We start from the raw sequence: 20605 nt of genomic DNA, 5'->3' as shown, positions 1-20605 counted from the left end.
AGGCCGATGGATGAAGCCCTGATACAGCCACTACGTCGCGTCGTTATCACCGGCATGGGAGTTATTGCCGCGAACGGCATTGGAAAAGAATCGTTCTGGCAGTCCTGTCTGGCGGGTCGTTCGGGACTAGGTACGGTTACCCGCTTCGATGCCACTTCTCTACCGGCCAGGGTGGCTGGTGAGGTGACGGATTTTGATGCGGCCGCGCTTGGTTTAAATCCCTATGAGATCATGCATATGGATCGCGCAACTCAGTTTGCGCTGGCCGCCGCCAATCAAGCGCTGGCGGATGCACAGATCCTTCCCGAACTGGATGAGGAAGAGCGTGAACGTACTGGTGTGATTATGGGACTGGCACTGGCCTGTCTTGAGGAGGGGGAGCGCCAGTGGACGCGCATGACGGAGAAAGGGACCAGGCCCCCGCAACTGATCCCACAGGAACAACTTCCGGCTACTCTGCTGATGTCGCATGCCGCCGCCAGTAGTATCGCGGCCCATCATCAATTGCATGGTCCTAATCAGGTGATTGCCACAGGTTGCTCGGCCGGCGCGGATGCTATCGGACAGGCTTTCTGGCATATTCAGGAGGGCCAGGCCGATCTAATGCTGGCCGGGGGGACCGATGCGGCGGTGAGCTATGCGGTAATGGATGTCTTTTGTGTGATGGGGGCACTGAGTACAAAGTATAATGAGACCCCGACCCGCGCCTCACGTCCGTATGATCTGGGCCGCGATGGCTTTGTGATGGCCGAGGGGGCGGGCGTGCTGCTGCTAGAGGAGCGCGACCATGCTCTGGCACGTGGCGCTCACATCTATGCCGAGATCCTGGTCTTCGCGACGAATAGTAACGCGTATCATATGACCTCCCTGCCACCCGATGGACATCCCCTGCAACAACTGCTACAACAAACCATGGAGCAGGCCGCCATCACTCCACAGGAACTTGACTATATCAACGCCCACGGCAGTTCGACACCCCCCAATGAGGTCGCGGAGACAGCGGCCTACAAGGCGGTCCTGGGTGAGTATGCCACGCTCATTCCGATCAGTGCCACCAAATCAATGATCGGGCATAGTCAGGGAGCCGCCAGTGCGATTGAGGCCGTGGTTACGGCGCTGGTCCTTGAACAGCAACAACTTCCACCAACGATCAACCAGGAACAAAGCGATCCGCGTTGCGATCTGGACTATGTTCCCAATACTGCCCGCCCGGCCACGGTCAAGGTAGCATTGACGCATTCGAGTGGCTTTGGAGGAGTGAATAGTGCGTTGCTACTCGCACAAGCGGACTGGAATGATGAAGCATGAAGCAGTTACAACAGAGACGCGTGGTGATTACTGGCCTGGGTGTGGTTTCACCAAATGGCATCGGTCAGGATGCTTTCTGGCAGGCTGGCCTGGCCGGACGCTCGGGCGTGATCCGACTTCCTCAAGAGGAGACGTTACCGATCCAGGTGGCGGGCGTGGTACAGAATTTCCTGGCTGAGGATTATATTGAACGTAAGCTGGCCAATCGCTCGGATCGCATGACGCATTTCGCTTTTGCGGCGATCCAGGAAGCGCTGGCGGATGCACAACTGGCACTGGACCATGAGGATCCACAACGCGTGGGGGCGGTGATCGCTAATACCATGGGTGGTGTGGAGTATGTGCTACAACAATTGCAGGCTTTATATACACGCGGCCCGCGCTTTATGAGCGCCTATACGGCGATCGCCTGGCTGCACGTCGCCACCATCGGCCAGACCGCTATCCGCCATGGGATTCAGGGCTATTGTAAAACACCGGTCAATGATACCGTGGGTGGCCTGGATGCGCTGGGGATGGCCTATGGGGCGATCCGCCGGGGGGCGGCCGATGTGATTATCGCCGGGGGCTGCGAAGCTTTTCTTAATCCTTTTATCCTGCTGATCCTCTCGCAACAGGGTCAATATGTCACCGGCGATGATCTGGCGGGCTATCGGCCCTTTGATCAACGCGCCTCAGGACTGGTCCTGGCCGAGGGGCCGGCATCTGCATCTTAGAGGAGTATCAGCATGCCGTGGAGCGCGGGGCCACAATCTATGCCGAGATTACTGGCTATGGACAGAGTAATGATGCCCACGGACTGCTACCACCGTCCGAGGATGGTACGCGCTATGCTCGTGCGCTCTGTCAGGCGATCCAGGCGGGTGGCATGTCACCGGACGATGTGGCCTATCTCAGTCTGGATGGTCGCGCACTCCCTTCTTCGGATCAAGGCGAGGTTGATGCGCTGCGTCAGGTCTTTGGTACGCGCCTCCAACAGATTCCAGCCAGTGTGCCACGCACGATGTTTGGACATAGCTATGCGGCGGCGGGGGCGCTCGATACAATCACCGCGCTCCTGAGCCTCAAACATGGACAGATCCTGCCAACGCTCAACTGCGACCAGTTTAATCCTCATTATGAGTTCAATCTGGTCCGCGATAAGCCCCAGCCACTGCCATCCTCAGGGAGTCAGGTCGCGCTGGTCGGAGGACGCGGCACCGGTGGAACCAATGTGGCACTGACACTCAGGAAGGAGCGGTAGGGTGCGCGTTGTGATCGTGGGAGCCGGACCAACCGGACTGCTCGCCGCCAATCTACTGGGTCAGGCCGGTATCGAGACCGTGTTGCTGGAACGCAACCTCGACCTGACGGATCATCCCAGAGCCATCACCATCGACGACGAAGGACTGCGCATCTGTCAGGCGATCGGACTGGCCGAAGAGGTCTCTGAACATGCCTTGCTCAAACGCGCAGCCCACTATGTCTCCCGTGGGCGTTACCTGGTCAAGATAGCGCCCACACAACAGCCCTATGGCTATCCCCAGATCTCCACCTTTCACCAACCCACCTTCGAGGCGATCCTCCTCAAGGGACTGCAACGCTTCTCCTGTGTCCAGGTGCGCTTTGGCTGCCACGTCAAGACGCTCGCATATGACGATCATGGGGTCATCCTCCAACTGGAAAAACATTCCGGGAACATCGAAGAGCTCCACGGTGAGTATGTGCTGGCCTGTGACGGGGGGCGCAGCGGCATGCGCCAGCACCTGGAGATCCCACTCCACCCGACCCGCTTCTGGCACCTCCTGGATCCCTATAGTCATCAGTCCAGACGCTCGATCAGGAGCGAGCGCACGCAACGCTGGCTGGTCGTCGATACCGTGGATGACATGCCCACCCTCTCATCCATCATCTTCTTCTGCAATCCCGCCCGGCCTGCGGTCACTGTGCCCGCCCCGGCTGGCGGCCGACGCTGGGAGTTTATGCTCAAACCGGGAGAACCCGAGGAAGACCTGCTCTCCGATGAAGCCATCACCCACTGCATCCAGCAGGCGCTGCACACCCTACCAGCGAACGAGCGCCCCACCAGTTCAAGCCTGGCCAACAAAACTATACGAAAAACCATGTATACCTTTCATAGCACAATCGCCGAACGCTTCGCGGCTGGACGCCGGGTCTTCCTGCTGGGAGATGCCGCTCACCAGATGCCCCCCTTTGGTGGACAAGGGATGAATAGTGGCCTGCGCGATGCCAGCAATCTGTGCTGGAAACTCCAACTCGTCATCCAGAGTACGGCCGCGCCCCGCATCCTCGACAGCTATCAACAGGAGCGCCTGCCACACGTCATCCAGATGATCCTCTTCTCCTCCGTGTTAGGTGGCCTGATCATGCCCACGCACCCCCTCCTCGCCGGTGCACGCGACCTGGTCCTCAACAGCATCCATAGGATTCCTCCGCTACGCCGCCAGCTTACCGACATGGAGGTCAAACCGCAACCACACTATCGCTCAGGCTTCCAGATCAGCGGTGGCGGCCCCTGGACTGGTAAGCTCCTGCCACAACCCCATATCCTCCTGCGAGACGGCCAGCGCCAGCTCTATGATCACGTCAGCGGCAACACGTTCTCCATTGTCAGACTATCCAACAACCCGGCCCACGACTTCGAGCCCTTCATGCGCGGCATCTGGCGCCAGCTAGCGGTCCACTGTATCGCCCTCCGCTCCACCAGCTTCGCCCCCGGACAAATTGCTGCCAGTGAGCGGATCAGCGAGATTATCGACGAGAGCGGACAACTCGCCGCCATCCTCCAGCACCGCCATGACCTCTTCCTCCTCGCACGGCCCGACCACCACTGTATGGGCATCTTCCCCATCACCAAACTTCCCCACGTCGAGCAAGCCCTGGCCGCCATCCTCTCCTGACAACCCGCCCCCTCACGTAACGCTTTGCGGCATTATAGCATATATTTCAATCAATAGCAACACCATGGCATAAAACAATGGAAAATAGATGAAACATCTATCTACCAACTTAAGATTAAGAACTTAAGACGCATAAGACACTTGCTTTTTCACATATGGTTGACACAACTTAAGATTAAGAACTTAAGACGCATAAGATAATTATTTTTTCGCATATGGTTGACACAACTTAAGATTAAGAACTTAAGACGCGTAAGATAATTATTTTTTTATATTATTTTTTATTAGCAATGGTTTTACTTTGTAGAATAGATACTTAGTAAGTAAAAATTATAAGTTATTTTAAATTTAAGTATATATAAAATTTAATAATTATATATAATATATATATTATATATAATTATTAAATTTTATTATTATTATTAAGTTATTATATGTTACTTTAACATAATTGAAAGTTTTTTACATGCAGGGAATTAAGGTTACAGTAAAGAAACATTACAGTGATTACTGAAACATACACTTTCTGCAATGTATATTTTCTGCAATGTATTTTATACGTTACTTATACTTCTTAAGTTCTTAATCTTAAGTTGTAATAATTTCTGCAAGTAATAATTTCTGCAAACAATATTTTCTGCCTGGAAATCATAGATGTCTTATGCGTCTTAAGTTCTTATTCTTAAGTTGCCATACTTTCTGCCAGGTATTTGCATATGTCTTATGCGTCTTAAGTTCTTAATCTTAAGTTGATGCAGTAAATATTATATAAACATGCTGCTAGAACCAATTTTTTGCAAAATCTAAAAATTCGTTGAAAATCCACTTGACAACAGATGTTTTATGTAATATGATACTCATCAAGGTATCTTTTATGTAATACTGATGGCTTTGTCGTTTAGTGTTGTTGTGATGAGTACAGAGGACAGCCCGCATATGCGCCACTGTCAGCATCCTCACCGTCGTCGCTCGCGAATTACTGAGCAGATCAATCCGGCCTTCCTCTCCTCGGATGATCCGTTTGGTAACCGTGCAGGTACTGAGGAAGATTACTATTGGCGCGCACTGTCGGGTGATGTAACGCGGAAAGATCTACTCCCCGCGACGTATCTGGAGCTGCATGAGCTGTGCTATGAAGCCTGGAGCGTCAATCCACTGGCCTCGGCAATCCTGGAGATTACAACCAGCTTTGTCCTTGGGAAAGGCGTTATCGTGGGGGGAAGGAAATCGAGGGCAAGCCTCGAACCTACGTGTCGGGTTTCTTCATGCATTATCATAGGCATTCCTCACATCCGCCAACTTAAGAATAAGAACTTAAGACGCATACGACACCCTGACGTAACGCAAGAGAAAGCCCTCCTCCTACTCTTGTGAGTAGTGGGGAAGGCTTCCTCGTGAACTAGATACGGTCCGGACTCCTAAGCCTTGGGTTTGAGCACAAAAGTGCCAATTGCACCAAGGATTACCAGTACAGCGCCGATTCCCAGGATTGTGAGACCATGCGGCTGGCCGGTCGCTTTCAGATAAATGCCAACGATGACGGCCAGAAGTCCAACTACTGCAACGACAATGGAACCAACTTTCATGAGAATTCTTCTTTCATGCTTCAAATATGAAATATATATGCATTGAAGATAATACATATATATTTAGAAAACGTCTCCTTCCTCAAGAAGTAACGTTCTCTTCTTTTTTAAGCAAGCAACAGACCCATTTTTAACAGAAATAACGCGATCTCTCGTACCGGCAGTGCTGGTCGCAGCGACCTGTCGACGTATGAGCAGGTAACGCTATATGAGATGGCTCTCCATTGTATGGACCTGTATGGTGTCGAACGGGTACGGGTTAGCGCTGCCAGGAACGGACTCGCACGCGAACAGGTCGCAGCGACCAGCGCTACCGGTACGTCGATGCCAACTTAAGAAGCATACGAGGCCATCCGGTGTGAATGGCCCCATATATGCTTTAGTCTGCGAGAAGTTGGTGGTAGAGGGTATCCTGGCGGGCGGCGGCCTTACGATAGATCTGGCCGTCATGGGAATTGGGTCTGGTTGGATCTTTGATCTCGGGTTGGCTGGCGGCGGCCTCGGGGAGGACGTTGAGGGCTTCGAGGGCCAGGATCGCCACGCCCCGTGCGGATGCTTCTTGCTCACGGGATGGATAGATGCTGGTATCGAGGGTGTCGGCGATGATTTGTCGCAGCAGTGGAGAATGGAAGAGTGCGCCACCACTGGCCATCAGGCGGTGATCGGCCGGTTTGATGTCGAGCGCCTGCAGTAACTGGCTATGGATGACGTTGAGGCGATAGGCCAGGGCTTCCATGCCAGCGCGTAAGATCTCGGCGGGCGTACTATGGTTGGAGATGCCGGAGATGGTCATGCGGGCCTCGGCGTGCCAGCCGATGCTGCGCTCACCTGAGAGAAACGGCAGGATCGTCAGTCCATGGTTGTCAGGCTTGAGGGCGGCGACCAGTGGCTCGGCCTCCTGGAGGGTTGGTAGTTTGAAGGACTCGGTCAGCCAGGCCAGCAAGTTGCCACCTTCACTCATAGCTCCGCCCACCACGGCCCGTTTCCCATCGATATAGTATTGCCACAGACCCAGCGGCGGCGCGGCCAGGCGATCGGGGGCCACGACAACACGGATAGCACTGGAAGTGCCGATGGTCAGGGACCAGTTTTCGCTACTGACGCAGTTGGTACCAATACAGGCGGAGGCCCCATCACCGATCGGCGCATACCAGGGCACGTCATGCAAGGCCGGCCAGCGTTTCGCATACTCTGCCTGCAATCCCTTGATCGCGTCCTTAAAATCACCAATCTCTGGCAACTGCTCAGGTCGTACTTTCAGGGCCTTGATCAACTCTGGATCCCACTGCCGCGTCTTGATACCGAGCAGACCGGTCGCTGAGGCCATCGAGAGGCTACAGACCGATTTGCCCAGCAGTTTGCGATACAGATACTCCCCAAAGGAGATCCATTGCTTGACGTTCTTAAAGACCTGCGGCTGATTCTCGGCCAGCCAGCGTAGTTTAGCGGGCCAGTAGCTGGCATGGAAGCGCACACCCACGCGATCATGGACCGCCTTCTCATCAAACTGCTTACGTAGCTCACGGGCCGCCCCAAAGGCGCGTGTATCCTCCCACGTAATCACCGGCGTCAAAGGCTTATTATGCTCATCCACGCCCAGCAGGCTATGCCAGAACGTATCCGTGGCGACCGCGCCGATGGGAGCCGAGAGCTTGCCAGCTTTTTTCAATACCTCGTCGATAGTCTGGGCCACCACATCAACCAGGTGATCCGCATCCACCGATACCTCACCCTCACCCGACGTGGTCAGTTCATAGGTATGCTGGGACACCATATCAGGCATAGCTTTGCCCGTAGCGTCGAACAACAGGGCGCGCGTCGAGGATGTACCGACATCCAGCGACAGGATAGAAATAGATTGTGTCTTAGCCATACAAAACACTCCAACAAAATAAAGCTACAATACTACTATTATCAAGATTTCTGGCTCGCATCGGACATATCCGCGTCATGCGCCAGTTCAATCTCGCTATGGGCATACATAAGTGTACACGCGTTATCCCCACATTCTCGCTCTTGTCTGGCCTTTTGTATAGCCCTACGGTGTGAGGGCACGGTCACAGCGGCACAAACTGCGCTGGCAAAGGCCAGGCCGGCCGAGATAAACGAGGCGACCCGGAAACCGGTGATAAAGGACTCTGAGATATCCTGTTGCAATCTGGCCCGCGTAGGCGCATCCACACTGGCAGGAACCACGGCCGCCGCCAGTTTGGGACGCTCGGTATCCAGTAGCTGACTGGTAGCAGTTGACACGTTCTGAGTGGCCAGGCGATTATCCAGGGCGAGATTAAAGGTAGAGAGGACCACCAGCCCGAAGATAGCAATCGCCAGCAGACCAGCGATACGCGCCACCGCATTATTGATGCCCGAGGCGGTACCAGCATATTGATCTTCGACCGCCCCCATCACCGTCGTCGTCAGCGGCGCCACCGTAATCGACATTCCCAATCCCAGCACCACCACCGCCGGAAAGTACGTCGTCCAATAGCTACCACCGATCCCTGGAACAGCAAACAGGAGATAGCCACATCCTACGATGATTGGTCCTACGACCAGCGGCAGCCGCGCCCCATAGCGCACCACCAGTCCGCCGGACCAGCGCGAGAGCGTGAACATCAGCAGCGTAAAGGGCAACAGGGCCGAGCCAGCTGCAGTAGGCGTATAGCCCTGGACGCGCATCAGGTTAAAGGGCAGAAAATACAGCGTCGCACCCAGCGCGGCATAGAGGAAGAAGGTCAACAGGTTAGTGCCACTAAAGAGACGCGACTGAAACAGTTGTAAGGGCATCATCGGCGCTGGACTGCGGCGCTCGACCATGATGAAAGCGATCAGGGCAATAATGCCACCCAGCACACAGCCTACGACAAGCGGATGGACCAGGCCATAGGTATTGGCCTCGATCAATCCAAACACCAGCAGGCCCAGTCCAATGGTGGCCAGGAAGGCACCCGCGAGATCCAGGTGGCGATTAGCCTGCTCGCCACGGCTCTCCGGCACAAAGAAATAGAGCACCACCAGCACAATGATCGCAAACGGAAGATTAATAAAGAAGATCCAGCGCCACGAAGCATATTGCACCAGCCAGCCCCCAGCACAGGTCCCAGCGCCGAAGTAATCGCCGAGAACGCCGACCACATACCGATCGCCTTACCGCGCTGCCCCTCATCAAAGGAGGCCCGCAAGATGGCCAGACTCTCAGGTGTCAGCAGCGCGCCCCCGATCCCCTGGACGGCCCGCGCCACCACTAACTGCGTAATATCCGAGGTCAGGCCACACCAGACCGAGGCAGCCGCGAAAATCACAATCCCCAGCGCAAACATCCGCTTGCGCCCGAAGAGATCTCCCATCGAACCGCCAACCAGAATCAACGCCCCCAGAAATAACGCATAGGCCTCTACGACCCACTGCACGCTGGCCGCGCTGGCATTAAGTTCAAGCTGAATACGCGGCATCGCCACATTCACCACACTTCCATCAATAAACGCCATACTCGAACCCAGAATAGTCGCCAGGAGAATCCAGAAACCTTTTGTCCTCGAAGTCATCAGCTCGCTTCTTTCGCTCATGCAAGTCACCAAAAAGAGGATGGATAAACATACATCATGATTCCATCCTCCATATTGTACACGCTCTGGCGAAAACGTAGGTTCGACCCTTGCGGTCGAACCTACGTGACACGGACCGTACCTCAGAGATTCGGCAATTGCCAATCGATCTCAGGCTTGCCAGCCGCCTTGAGCGCCTGATTAATTTTGCTATAGGGGCGACTGCCGAAAAAGCCATTGCGCGCCGACAGCGGTGATGGATGGGCCGACTCGATAATCGTATGACGGCTCGTATCGATCAAAGCCTTCTTCTTCTGCGCATAGCCTCCCCACAGCACAAAGATCACCGGACTCTCCTTCGCATTCACCACGCGGATCACATGGTCCGTGAAGGTTTCCCAGCCATGATTCTTATGCGAATTCGCCTGATGGGCGCGTACGGTCAGTACCGCATTAAACATCAACCCCTGATCCGCCCACGGCACCAGATAGCCATTATTCGGAATCGTACAGCCCTGATCCTCGCGCAACTCCTTCAACATATTCACCAGCGACGGCGGTGGCTTGATCCCCGGGCGTACCGAGAAGCAGAGACCATGGGCCTGATTATTATCATGATAAGGATCCTGACCCAGCAGAAACACATTTACATTCTCATAAGGTGTATGCTGAAAAGCCGAAAACACATCCTCCTCAGGAGGAAACACCGTATATTTTTGACGCTCCTCATCAACAAACTGCGCCAACTTCTGGAAATACGGCTTCTCAAATTCATCAGCCAGATGCTCATGCCAGCTTTGCGGAATATCAATCTGCATACAACTTCCTTTAATTCTTTTATTTCAGCGTAACAAAAATAGCCATAGCCCCTTGTTACCCTTATTTTCCCATCTATTCTTTCATACCAACCCCAAAACGGCAATCCTTCCCCAAACGAAACGTAGGTTCGACCCTCGCGGTCGATTATGCTCTCTCTCGACCTATGCTCGCTACAGCGCGATCCATACCTCAAATGAATCATATTTGAATAGGCGTTATCATAGGCCAGGACAATCGACCGCGAGGGTCGAACCTACATGTCATGTCCCTTTTTACATTTTCCCTTTCCATTTATGACACAAAAAAGAGCCTCCCGGTGTGGGAAGCTCTTTCTCTTTATTATCGTGGATAAACGGTCCTGGACCGCTCGCCGACTAGCCTACGCTACCGGACATCTCCAGCTGGATCAGGCGATTGAGTTCAACGGCATATTCCATCGGGAGCTCTTTGGTGATTGGCTCGATGAAACCATTGACGATGAGTGAGTAGGCCTCGGACTCATCCAGACCACGGCTCATCAGGTAGAAGAGTTGGTCATCGCCGACTTTGGAGACGGTGGCCTCGTGGCCGATCTCGGTCTGGTTCTCTTCAACGCGAATGGTTGGATACGTATCTGTACGGGCGTTCTCATCCAGCAAGAGAGCGTCACAACGCACGCTTGACTTGGTGTGATGCGCACCTGGATTGATACGGACCAGTCCACGGTATGAGGAACGGCCTGTGCCCTTTGAGACCGACTTCGACAGGATCTGTGAGGTCGTATGCGGGGCCAGGTGGGTGATCTTCGCGCCGGCATCCTGGTGCATACCATCGTTCGCAAAAGCGACCGACAACACATCACCGCGTGCACCTGGCTCCATCAACAGGATAGCCGGATACTTCATGGTGACTTTGGATCCCAGGTTACCATCAACCCATTCCATCGTAGCATCGCGGTAGGCGGCGGCACGCTTGGTGACCAGGTTATACACGTTCTTGGACCAGTTCTGGATCGTCGTATAGCGAACGCGAGCGCCTTCCATGGCTTTGATCTCAACGACGGCGCTGTGCAGGCTATCGCTGGTATAGCTTGGTGCAGTACAGCCCTCAACGTAGTGCACATAGGAACCGGGCTCGGCGATAATCAGCGTACGCTCGAACTGGCCCATATTCTGTGCATTAATACGGAAGTATGCCTGCAGAGGCACCTCTACACGCACGTTGCGTGGCACATACACGAAGCTACCACCACTCCAGACCGCGCTATTGAGGGACGCGAATTTATTATCGGATGGTGGAATGATCGAGCCAAAGTGCTCTTTAATGATATCGGGATACTCACGCAGCGCGGTATCCATATCGGTGAAGATCACACCGAGCTTCTCAAGGTCTTCGCGCACCTTGTGATAGACGGCCTCACTCTCATACTGAGCCGTCACACCGGCCAGATACTTCTGTTCGGCCTGAGGAATACCCAGGCGATCAAAGGTATCTTTAATCTCGGCGGGAATATCATCCCAATTCTTACCCTGCTGGGCAACCGGCTTAATATAATAGAAGATATCATCGAAATTGATGCCGGACAGATCAGCTCCCCAGGTGGGCATTGGACGCTTCTCATAGAGGTCGAAGCTCTTGAGGCGGAAGTCACGCATCCAACTGGGTTCGCCCTTCATCTCGGAAATCTGCTCGACGACCTTGCGGGTCAGTCCGCGTTCGGACTTATATGTATAATTTTCTTTTACATGGAACCCAGCACTGTAGTTACCCTGTTCCAATTCAAATGCTTGACTCATGATTCACTCCACTTGCTGGCTGATTCTATCTGAGACATAGAAAGCCACGTGCTTTCCTTGTTGGTTAATCCTTACTTCTGAACTCGGATTTAATTGTATTATAGGAGCTTTTAGCATCAATGTCAAGGCTGAACAGCCCGTACCGACAGCGCTTGTCGCTGTAACCCCTTCGCGTACGACCATATCCCCAACGTAACGGCAGGCCTCACGCCTGCGGCCTCTCCGCGTACAACCATATCCCCCAAAATTCAGGACTCAAGTACTTGACAGTACACAATCATCCTTGTTATTATGAAAAAACACAGGATGCACCTCATCCTTCATGTAAGCGCCCATAGCTCAGTGGATAGAGCAACCGCCTTCTAAGCGGTTGGCCGCAGGTTCGAACCCTGCTGGGCGCGCTTTTTTTTGTCTTATCCACCCCACCCAATTTACCACAAAAAAAGTGCCTCTCCATAACTTATGAAGAAGCACCCGCAGCTAAAAGAATCCCTTACTCCTCGCGCCATGTTTTATGCTGGCGATAATAGCGTAACGAGCCCGGAGCATCGCTACTGAACCACCAGATACAGGCTCCCGTTAAGAGGATCAGCAGGGGCTCAATCGGTGCGCGGAAGCGCGAGCTACCATAGAACGCGATACAGGTCGCACACGTCAGCAGAATGAGCAGGTAGACCACCAGCAGTTCTTTCCAGCGCCGCCAGGTCAGCAGCAGGCCCAGCGCCGCCACTGCGATGATGATGGGTGTCATGATCCAGACCATATTCCAGACAATACGCGACGAGATCGCGCCCGGATTCTGCATCATCGGCAACCCTAACTCCGAAGTGTACGGAACCCACAGGTTCGCGAAGTGTAGCGTCAACAGATACGGCATCGAGCTGAGGTGAGTGCGAATCCAATGCAGACCAGCCTCAGTCTCCGTGGCATCCTTATTGTCCTTCAGCGGTGGTGAGATGTAATGCTGGGGCATCCACATACCATAGCCATAAGGATTTTCTTTCAGCACAGTATCGTTATAGGAGCCAGCAATGGTCGCGCCTTCGCTGACCTCGATCGGGATGATTTTTCCGGTCACATTATAATTGCGAATAGTCCACGGAATGATGAAGAGGGAGGCAACCAGGGTCGCAATCACGAACGTCTGGATACCTTTTTTCCAGGAGATACCTTTAGCCACGCACAGCGCAAGCGCCCAGAGGAAAACCAGTCCGATCAGAATCAAGCCATTGGGTCGTGTCAGGGCACATGCAGCAATAAAGAAGCCACTCGCGATCATCCAGGCGATTTTTTTGGTCTGCAGTACTTTATACAATGAGTAGCTGAAGCAGGTCAGTACAAAGGTATAGAAGCCCTCTGAATAGAGCCAGCCATCATAGATAAACATACCTGGATAGATGGCGGCCAGCAGGCCAGTAATCAGGGCGACACGCCGTCCAAACAGATTCTGGGCGAACAGATAGATAATGACACATGTAAGCGCGCCCGTGAGGCACAGGAACAGGCGTGGATACAGGGTTGAGGTTCCGAATGGGACAGAAATAAGACCGATGATTGTAGGCCAGATCGGAGCGCGTCCAACCGAATGCACATGCGCGGGCAGACAAAAACATCCCTCATGGACCAGATTTAAGCCCGTATCGCGAAAAAAATGCGCATCAAATAAAGGCTGGTAATTATGTCCAACGAATACATTATAACCGATGCGGACGATCAGGGCCACGCAAAACACGATGATGCCAGCAAAATATAATTTAAAAAACTTTTGAATCGACATCGCTATTCGTTACATCTTTCTACCAAATGAGTACGTTACCATAGGTTTTTCGTTATTGGTGTGATTAAGATTTCTTTGTAACTGGAAGCAGCTATAGATATATAGCACACGATAGATACTCTCTTTTGTGCCACCATAATATCATTAATTCAGGGAGATTACTACATATTTCAGCATAAAGGACCCCCTGAAAGGGTAGTGTACTGGTGATAAAAATCAGGGGGCGTGGCAATGGTGGTGAGTCTGACAAGAAGCGCTACACTCACCACCTGGAAGTTATAAACGGGACGTACTTATGTTGTTTTGACTTTACGTTTGCCGAGATAGGCATTGACGCTGGCAACCTTGATTTTATTACTCTCGTCGGTGACCAGAATACCCTGGCTGCGCAACTCACGGATCCGGCGCTCGGAGAGTGCCAGAGCTTCGGCGGCTTCAGGAACAGTCATCGGTTTGCGGCGTGTCAATTTGCCGGTGGCCGATGAGATCCTGGACATCGAGCCAGTATCACTTGTTGGGATATACGGCTGCATCTCTTCGGAGGTCAGGAACGTATTGGTGTCCTCGCCACCTGCCCAGGCCGGCAGAAAGACATCACTGAGAGGATGATCTCGCGACAGGGTGAAATCCTCCAGTGGCTCCAGTTGCGTGCTATCCTGGCGGGTCTCGACGGTATACTCATAAGCATCCAGGGATAGTGGCTCGGTAATCAGATTCTCCTCATCCTCGCTACGCTCCACCAGTTCGCTGGTCACGACTTCCTCGTTGACAGGCTGTACGGTCTCTGTCTGTGGTTCGCCTACAACGGGAGCAACAAAGGCTGGCTCCTCAGGTTGTACAAACTGTGGTGCGGCTGGTTCCTCATGGGTCAGTGGCGCAACACTCTGACTGGCCAGTGGCTGCTCAGTAGCCACCATAGCAGGCACAGGCGTCTCGGCCACGATCTCAGGCTGGATAGCCGGGGTCAACTGCTGAGCGGCACTGGCGACGGTTACCTGCTGATTCTCGATCTGTTCTGCGGTTAAGACCTCATTGACAGCCTCACGAGCCTCGATGGCGGTCTTTTTCACACGTTGAATGATACTCGGCTGCTTTGTGCGCTCGCGATATTCAGCCAGGCGCACCTGCTGCGCTTCCAGAAGTTCCAGTTCATCAACTTCGGCAGCCAGTTCAGCGGCAGTCTTATTCTTAGAGCTAAAGAACTCCGCCACCACCGAATAAGCCAGATTTAAGAAAGCAAAAGATGAGGCCAGAATAGGATTGAGCATCCTCAATGTATCATTGACACGCAGATCATTGCCCTGGAAGGTCATGGCATATTCCCAGTTGACAAACCAGCTAAAGGCCGTCAACGCCACGATAAAGACCCAGGTAAAACCCTGCGCATACCAGGGCATATTCCCTCGGAAAAACATCACACCGACTGTAAGGACCAGCGCCGTCAGGTCAATGCTTACTGCCAGCGTATAAGGATTCACCCAGTCGTTTGGATCTGCTTCAAAATTATGGAAAAATGTGGCGACATGTCGGATCGACGCCGCCAGGAAAGCTATATACGCAAAAATAAAAATGACGCGGATAAGAATACGAAAAGCGCCTTGCCAGTTCATCGGTGGTCCTCTCTCTGTTATAAGACTTGTGTTCAAGCCCTTCTATCCTACCAGCTAGATGCAATGCTCTTCTACTCCCTCGGGGGTAATCCGCAGCGATTACGCTAACATATGCAATCCTCTGAAAACACAATCAGTGAAACTATACCATGTTTTTTGAGCTTGGACCGTAAAAAAACATGGCGCTAAAAGGACGTGAGAACCCGCTTCAGAACGAATAAATCACTTTTCTTACCAGTTTGGAAATTTGTTCGCTATAGCCTGAAGGTCACTTTCCCTCCTGATCTGGTATTCATCCCTGGACCATGTTCCCATCCAGCGCTAACTTTACGTGTTGACATGGATGGGCGTATTCCAGAGCAGGCTTTTATCGCTGGCATTGATAGCGTTGAGCGTAAAATTATTGACGGCGGCAATATACACAATGCCCCCATCAACGTGGACGATAAAGTTCTGGATCATAGACTGGCCTTTCCCTCCCTGTGGAGTGGTATAGTGCCAGATGTGCTGGCCGGTGCGGGCATTGAGGGTATCGATGACGCCTGCGGAGAGCGAGTTGATATAGACGATGCCATCATTAATCTGAATCGCAGGATCCAGGAAGCCGGTCTCGTAGTGCCAGAGTAACTGGCCTGTCTCCACCCGTAAAGCGCTGACACTGCTATGCGCGCTCACATACACAATCCCATTTTGTACATCGGTGGTTGAGACATAGCCATAGCTATAGCTCCAGAGCAGGTGGCCATTGCTGCCATTCAGCACCTCGATCAAGTTGTCCTTACCCTGATCATAAATATCCAGATAGATACGGCCATCCAGGATCCGAGCCACCGTCGAGTTGTCTGGTAGCGCCTGCCGCCATAGCTGGCGATGATCCGTGAGCCGCAGCGTAAACAGGACGCCATCGGCCTGCACCACATACGCCAGGCCATGCTCAATCTGGATCGAGCGCAGGTAGACATCCATCATCATATAGGTCTGGACCGTCTTCCCATCCTGCGGTCGCAAGGCCAGCAAGGCCCAACCGGTACGGCTATTGGCAAAGGTATAGATCCGGCCAGCATCCACCTGTAGAAAACTCCCCACCCGCGTTCGACTCCAGAGCCGTGCGCCTGTGTTCACATCATACGCCGCCAGTTGATCGCCCTCACTCACATACAGCTGTTGCTCCAGCGTCCCAACCACCGCAGCATCCACGTCCAGTTGCTTTTGCCACACCGTCGCGCCCGTCTGTCGATTCAGCACTGCCAGCACATATGTGCTTTTATACACATACACCTTACCATCAGCCATTCCGAACTCGCGTACAGGTTGCGCGACCTGCCATAGCGAGCGTCCCGTCGTTGTCTGCACCGCATAGAGACGGCCGATGACCCCGGAATAAGAAGGAGCCTCCTTCACCAGGCCGACATCCCCGTCTGTGACCATCGAGAGCAGCGGCGGCGTGTGTCCCACACCAGCAGTCTGCGGTATCGGATTGGCTGGCTGCGTCGCCTGCGTCATTCCAAACAGAGGCGCTAAAGCCGGACCAAACAACACCAGTGTCACCACAATCCCGATACCGGTCAACGCACCCAGCCACAGGCGGCTCCGGTGTGAAAAAGCTCCTCCACTGGAAGAGCCTGTGCCCTCCGGCCGGTCCAGATCAATAATCTCAATAACATCATCATCCTGCATCCCTGCATCCCCTTTCACTTTCAGTGATCGATATTGCTGGTTACACGCTTCAATTCAGCGCGGTTTGCCAGAGTATGACCATCGTATGGGTGTCCAGCGCACGCAGAGAGAGATCGCTCCTGAGCACCAGATAGAGCACCCCGGACTCGATTTTGCCCACGGCCGCCTGTTGCTTCGCTGGCTTATTGGTGGTAGAAAAAGCATCATAATGCCAGAGCAGCTTGCCTGTGGTTGCATCCATGGCATTGACCACGCCATCCACGAGCGAGTTCGCATAGAGTACCCCACCATCCATTTGAATATTCGGTGCGGTAATGCTGGTGCCATAGCTCCAGATAGTTGTGCCGTGCTGACTGGAAAGGACCGTGACTCCCTGAAAGACCTTGATGTAGACCAGCTGCTGCTGCACCGCCACCAGCGAGAGGTCTGATTGCTGGAAGCTCCAGGCCAACGAGCCAGTATGCCCATCCAGCACATCCAGGCGCTTATGGCCGGCAAGCTCAACATAGACGCGACCATCTACCGCCTGCGACACCACATCTCCCAGTTTCAACTGCTGCTCCCAGAGCGACTGGCTGGCACCCACACGCACCGCGATCAGCAGATCATTCATGCCTGACACATAAGCAATATCCTGATCCACTTTCAGCGACTGTGGCACCATCGGCAGCGTATATTGCCAGACCACCTTCCCATCACGCTCACGCAGACCCATCAGCACACTCAGCACCGAGCTATACGCCTTAGTCACATAGATCATTCCCGGACCAAACTGCACAATCCGATCGGCATGGGCATATTGCCACTGTAGCGAACCGTCGGCGATATGATACACAAATAGAGCAAGCTGGATATTCTGGACATAGATCAAGCCATCGTGCACATCTACCACATGAGATGCGGGCGGCAGGTCCCGTTTCCAGACCAGTGAGCCATCGTGCGCACTGATACCGTTGAGCGAGTTATCAGCCTCCTGTACCCACAACTTGCCATCAGCAACGCCCATCGCCATGATCGTCGGTTGCGATTCCCAGCGCACCTGACCGGTGCCACGAGAGAGTGCCACAATCCGACCCGCTGCATCCTGCATAGCTGGAGAGGTCCACACCACAATCACGTCCCCAAGCGTCTCCATCGTCACGATTGGAAGTTGTTGCTCCTGCGCCACCGGGGTACCTATCACTACCGCCCCTCTATTCGCCTGTATCTTCTGCGCTCCTCCCACTAGCCGCTGCGAGACAAAGGCCAGGTTCGGCCCCAGCACTACCAGCCCGATCACTGCCGTCACCAGTATCAGAGCAACCAGATAGCCACTCACGCGGCGCGAGAAACGCTGTCCCTGCAAAAAATTCAATCCTGGCCAGACGTGTCGCTCCCCATCCTCCAAATCCACGATCTCAAATTCATCGTCTAGCAGATCCCTCTGTTCATCTTTATGCACATGGCATCTCTTAAGGACGCTTCAACAAGTTACGGACAGAACTTACTACAAATAAGTCTAATCGCACACGCCCCTTTTTGTAAAGTTCCGGGCCACGGACCTGCGTGTGAAACATGATTGATTACCTTGAATCAATGTGCTATACTAAGAAATCCTTAGTGCTAGTAGCACCATACAAAGTCAATCTGAAGTCGAAACCCGTACGCCTGAAAAAATGTCAGTCACTACTCGATCGTTAGATATGCAATCGGTATATCCCTACTGAGATGTGCATCTCCCTCGACAAGGAGAACTGTTATGGTTGAACATTCAGCATCGGTTATCGTCAAAGCTCCAGTGCATCAGGTTTATTCACTCTTCACACACTTCAATGATTTTCCCAAATTCATGAGCTTTGTGAAAGAGGTTACCTACCGTGATGAGCAGCGGAGCCATTGGGTTGTGAAGGTGTTGGGACAATATGAGTGGGACGCCGTGAATGAGGATTGGATTCCGGATGAACAGGTGGGGTGGCGTTCAACTCGAGGCCTCAAAAACGCGGGGCGCGTCAAGTTTCGCGCGCTTGGTCCTGAGCGAACCAGTGTCGATGTCTATCTGCGCTATACACCACCCACCGGACCTCTCGGTGGCCTGGGCGAGAATCTGGGCATTAATGCCTACTTTGATTCGATCCTGCAAAAAGATTTACACCATTTCGCCCGCATGGTTGAAGAAGCCCCTGCAGGCGCGCTAGACCCTATGTCTTCCCATTATCTGTTCCATCAGGAAAGCGCCGCCCAGAAAGGCGAGATCACACCACGCCAGCGGGCCGCCATGGCGAAGGATCCGATGATGAGTCCGACTGCGCTGACTGAGCGCCAGCAGAAGATTATTCAGGAAAATGAGCGGCGCCAGCGCTTGAAAGCCGAACAGGAAGCAGCACAACAGGAGCGCATCAGACGCGAAAGAGACCTGCAACGGGAACAGGATGCCATTCTGGCTCAGGAAGCCATCAAGCGACGGCAAGAAGAGGCGGAGCGCGAAGTTGCGCGCCGTAAGGCTGCGACGGTCCCTCTCGATCCACGCCAGAGTTATGCGGCCTGGGCCCGTGGCTTAGGCGATCGAGATGGCACACGCCTGCGCAACCCCAACATGGGACAGGATCCCATGACGGCCCGCCGTCAGGTCAAACCCACTATTGCCGCGAAGCCACCAACAACCGAATAATTTTCATCCATCAGAACAACCGTTTCGGCCGCTGCTACGTGTAATAGGATAGATATTCATTGCGCCAGGCGGTCGTAGTAGTCAAACATCCTGATAATGAACACATGACCAGGCACATGCTCGCCATACCCATAGCATAACGCGAGGCAGAGCAAGCCTGGTCATTGTGTTTTCCTTGATTACAGGCAGAAGGGGGACACGCTCGCCTGACGGGCAATCATATCTGGTTTGTGGTCAAAGGAGGAGAATATATGTCTGAACATCATGCATCAGTCACGGTACATGCTCCAGTACAACAGGTCTATGCGTTCTTTACGCATTTTAATGATTTTCCAAAATTTATGAGCTTCGTCAAAGAGGTCACCTATTATGATGAGCAGCGCAGCCACTGGGTTGCGCATATCGTGGGCGACAATGAGTGGGATGCTCTCAATGAGAAGTGGATTCCCAATCAGCAAATTGGCTGGCGCTCAACAAGTGGCTTAAGCAACACAGGCCTGGTACGCTTTGCTCCTATGGGCGATGATCGTACACGGGTCGATGTCTTTATCTCCTACACGCCACCCGCTGGCATCCTGGGCAAGGCCGCCGATACTATTGGCGTCGAGGAACGCTTTGCGGAGATCCTACAGCACGATCTCGAACAATTTGAGCGCATGGTCGAAGAGGCACCACCCGGAGCCCTGGATCCGATGCAATCACATTACCTCTTTCATAATGAGAGTGTGGTTGCCCGCCATAGTGCCACCAGTCGCCAGGCGCAGTCAATGGAGACTGATCCAATGATGAGCCAGGATGCACTCAAGACACGCGAGAGCACCATCCCCAACGAGGAAACGGCCGAAGAAAAAGTCCGACGCAACGAAAACGAGTAACCACAAACCTCAAGAAAGGGTACCTGTTATGAATTGATCACAGCAGGTACCCTTTCTTTACATGTAGCGGCAACGCTTGTCGCTGC

Annotated in this window: 15 protein-coding genes, 1 tRNA gene and 1 pseudogene; 8 read left to right on the top strand and 9 right to left on the bottom strand. The window is 53.3% G+C overall.

The window, feature by feature from the left end; all coding sequences use genetic code 11:
- Positions 1-6: 6 nt before the first annotated feature.
- From KDW_RS14210 to KDW_RS14190, 5 genes are all read left to right on the top strand, one after another.
- On the top strand, positions 7-1308 hold the full coding sequence (locus tag KDW_RS14210) for a beta-ketoacyl-[acyl-carrier-protein] synthase family protein (RefSeq protein WP_151756566.1): 1302 nt from the start codon (positions 7-9) through the stop codon (positions 1306-1308).
- A complete protein-coding gene (locus KDW_RS14205) occupies positions 1305-2024 on the top strand; it encodes a beta-ketoacyl-[acyl-carrier-protein] synthase family protein (RefSeq protein ID WP_151756565.1) in 720 nt (239 codons plus the stop codon). Before KDW_RS14210 ends, KDW_RS14205 begins: the two co-directional genes overlap by 4 nt.
- 17 nt (positions 2025-2041) lie before the next feature.
- Entirely contained in the window at positions 2042-2551 is a 510-nt protein-coding gene (locus tag KDW_RS14200) for a beta-ketoacyl-[acyl-carrier-protein] synthase family protein (RefSeq protein ID WP_162005227.1), read from the top strand.
- A gap of 1 nt (position 2552) precedes the next feature.
- On the top strand, positions 2553-4208 hold the full coding sequence (locus KDW_RS14195) for an FAD-dependent monooxygenase (RefSeq protein ID WP_151756563.1): 1656 nt from the start codon (positions 2553-2555) through the stop codon (positions 4206-4208).
- Between the two features lie 936 nt (positions 4209-5144).
- Positions 5145-5582: a hypothetical protein gene (locus KDW_RS14190; protein WP_162005226.1), complete on the top strand. Its 438-nt coding sequence runs from the start codon at positions 5145-5147 to the stop codon at positions 5580-5582.
- 44 nt (positions 5583-5626) lie between these two features.
- Here the strand turns inward: KDW_RS14190 and KDW_RS31730 are convergent, their stop codons facing one another.
- The 5 genes and pseudogenes from KDW_RS31730 to sufB all read right to left on the bottom strand — a co-directional run bounded on the left by KDW_RS31730 (position 5627) and on the right by sufB (position 11933).
- Positions 5627-5794, bottom strand: a complete 168-nt coding sequence (locus KDW_RS31730) for a hypothetical protein (protein WP_162005225.1) — start codon at positions 5792-5794, stop codon at positions 5627-5629.
- A gap of 379 nt (positions 5795-6173) precedes the next feature.
- Complete coding sequence (locus KDW_RS14185) at positions 6174-7667, bottom strand: gluconokinase (protein WP_151756561.1); 1494 nt, start codon at positions 7665-7667, stop codon at positions 6174-6176.
- Between the two features lie 41 nt (positions 7668-7708).
- Positions 7709-9246, bottom strand: a pseudogene (locus KDW_RS14180) (MFS transporter).
- A gap of 236 nt (positions 9247-9482) precedes the next feature.
- Complete coding sequence (locus KDW_RS14175; RefSeq protein ID WP_151756560.1) at positions 9483-10157, bottom strand: uracil-DNA glycosylase; 675 nt, start codon at positions 10155-10157, stop codon at positions 9483-9485.
- 375 nt (positions 10158-10532) lie between these two features.
- On the bottom strand, positions 10533-11933 hold the full coding sequence (sufB, locus tag KDW_RS14170) for a Fe-S cluster assembly protein SufB (protein WP_151756559.1): 1401 nt from the start codon (positions 11931-11933) through the stop codon (positions 10533-10535).
- Between the two features lie 328 nt (positions 11934-12261).
- On the opposite strand from sufB, the gene KDW_RS14165 reads away from it, so the two are divergent.
- A tRNA-Arg gene (locus tag KDW_RS14165) sits at positions 12262-12334 on the top strand.
- Between the two features lie 92 nt (positions 12335-12426).
- Here the strand turns inward: KDW_RS14165 and KDW_RS14160 are convergent.
- The 4 genes from KDW_RS14160 to KDW_RS14145 form a co-directional block, all read right to left on the bottom strand.
- Positions 12427-13710, bottom strand: a complete 1284-nt coding sequence (locus KDW_RS14160) for an ArnT family glycosyltransferase (RefSeq protein ID WP_151756558.1) — start codon at positions 13708-13710, stop codon at positions 12427-12429.
- Between the two features lie 293 nt (positions 13711-14003).
- A complete protein-coding gene (locus tag KDW_RS14155) occupies positions 14004-15320 on the bottom strand; it encodes a helix-turn-helix domain-containing protein (RefSeq protein WP_151756557.1) in 1317 nt (438 codons plus the stop codon).
- Positions 15321-15647: 327 nt separating this feature from the next.
- The gene (locus KDW_RS14150; RefSeq protein WP_151756556.1) at positions 15648-16997 is read right to left on the bottom strand and encodes an outer membrane protein assembly factor BamB family protein; all 1350 of its coding nucleotides are present in this window, start codon (positions 16995-16997) and stop codon (positions 15648-15650) included.
- Between the two features lie 49 nt (positions 16998-17046).
- Positions 17047-18438: an outer membrane protein assembly factor BamB family protein gene (locus KDW_RS14145; RefSeq protein WP_151756555.1), complete on the bottom strand. Its 1392-nt coding sequence runs from the start codon at positions 18436-18438 to the stop codon at positions 17047-17049.
- Positions 18439-18735: 297 nt separating this feature from the next.
- Between KDW_RS14145 and KDW_RS14140 the strand changes: the two genes are divergently transcribed.
- Both KDW_RS14140 and KDW_RS14135 read left to right on the top strand, forming a co-directional pair.
- Positions 18736-19644, top strand: a complete 909-nt coding sequence (locus KDW_RS14140) for an SRPBCC family protein (RefSeq protein WP_151756554.1) — start codon at positions 18736-18738, stop codon at positions 19642-19644.
- A 251-nt stretch (positions 19645-19895) separates the two neighbouring features.
- On the top strand, positions 19896-20519 hold the full coding sequence (locus KDW_RS14135) for an SRPBCC family protein (protein WP_151756553.1): 624 nt from the start codon (positions 19896-19898) through the stop codon (positions 20517-20519).
- Positions 20520-20605: the final 86 nt, after the last annotated feature.

Origin of the sequence: Dictyobacter vulcani, from assembly GCF_008974265.1 — a bacterium.
GTDB classification, from domain to species: Bacteria; Chloroflexota; Ktedonobacteria; order Ktedonobacterales; family Ktedonobacteraceae; genus Dictyobacter; species Dictyobacter vulcani.
This window is presented reverse-complemented; position numbering and strand designations above follow the sequence as displayed.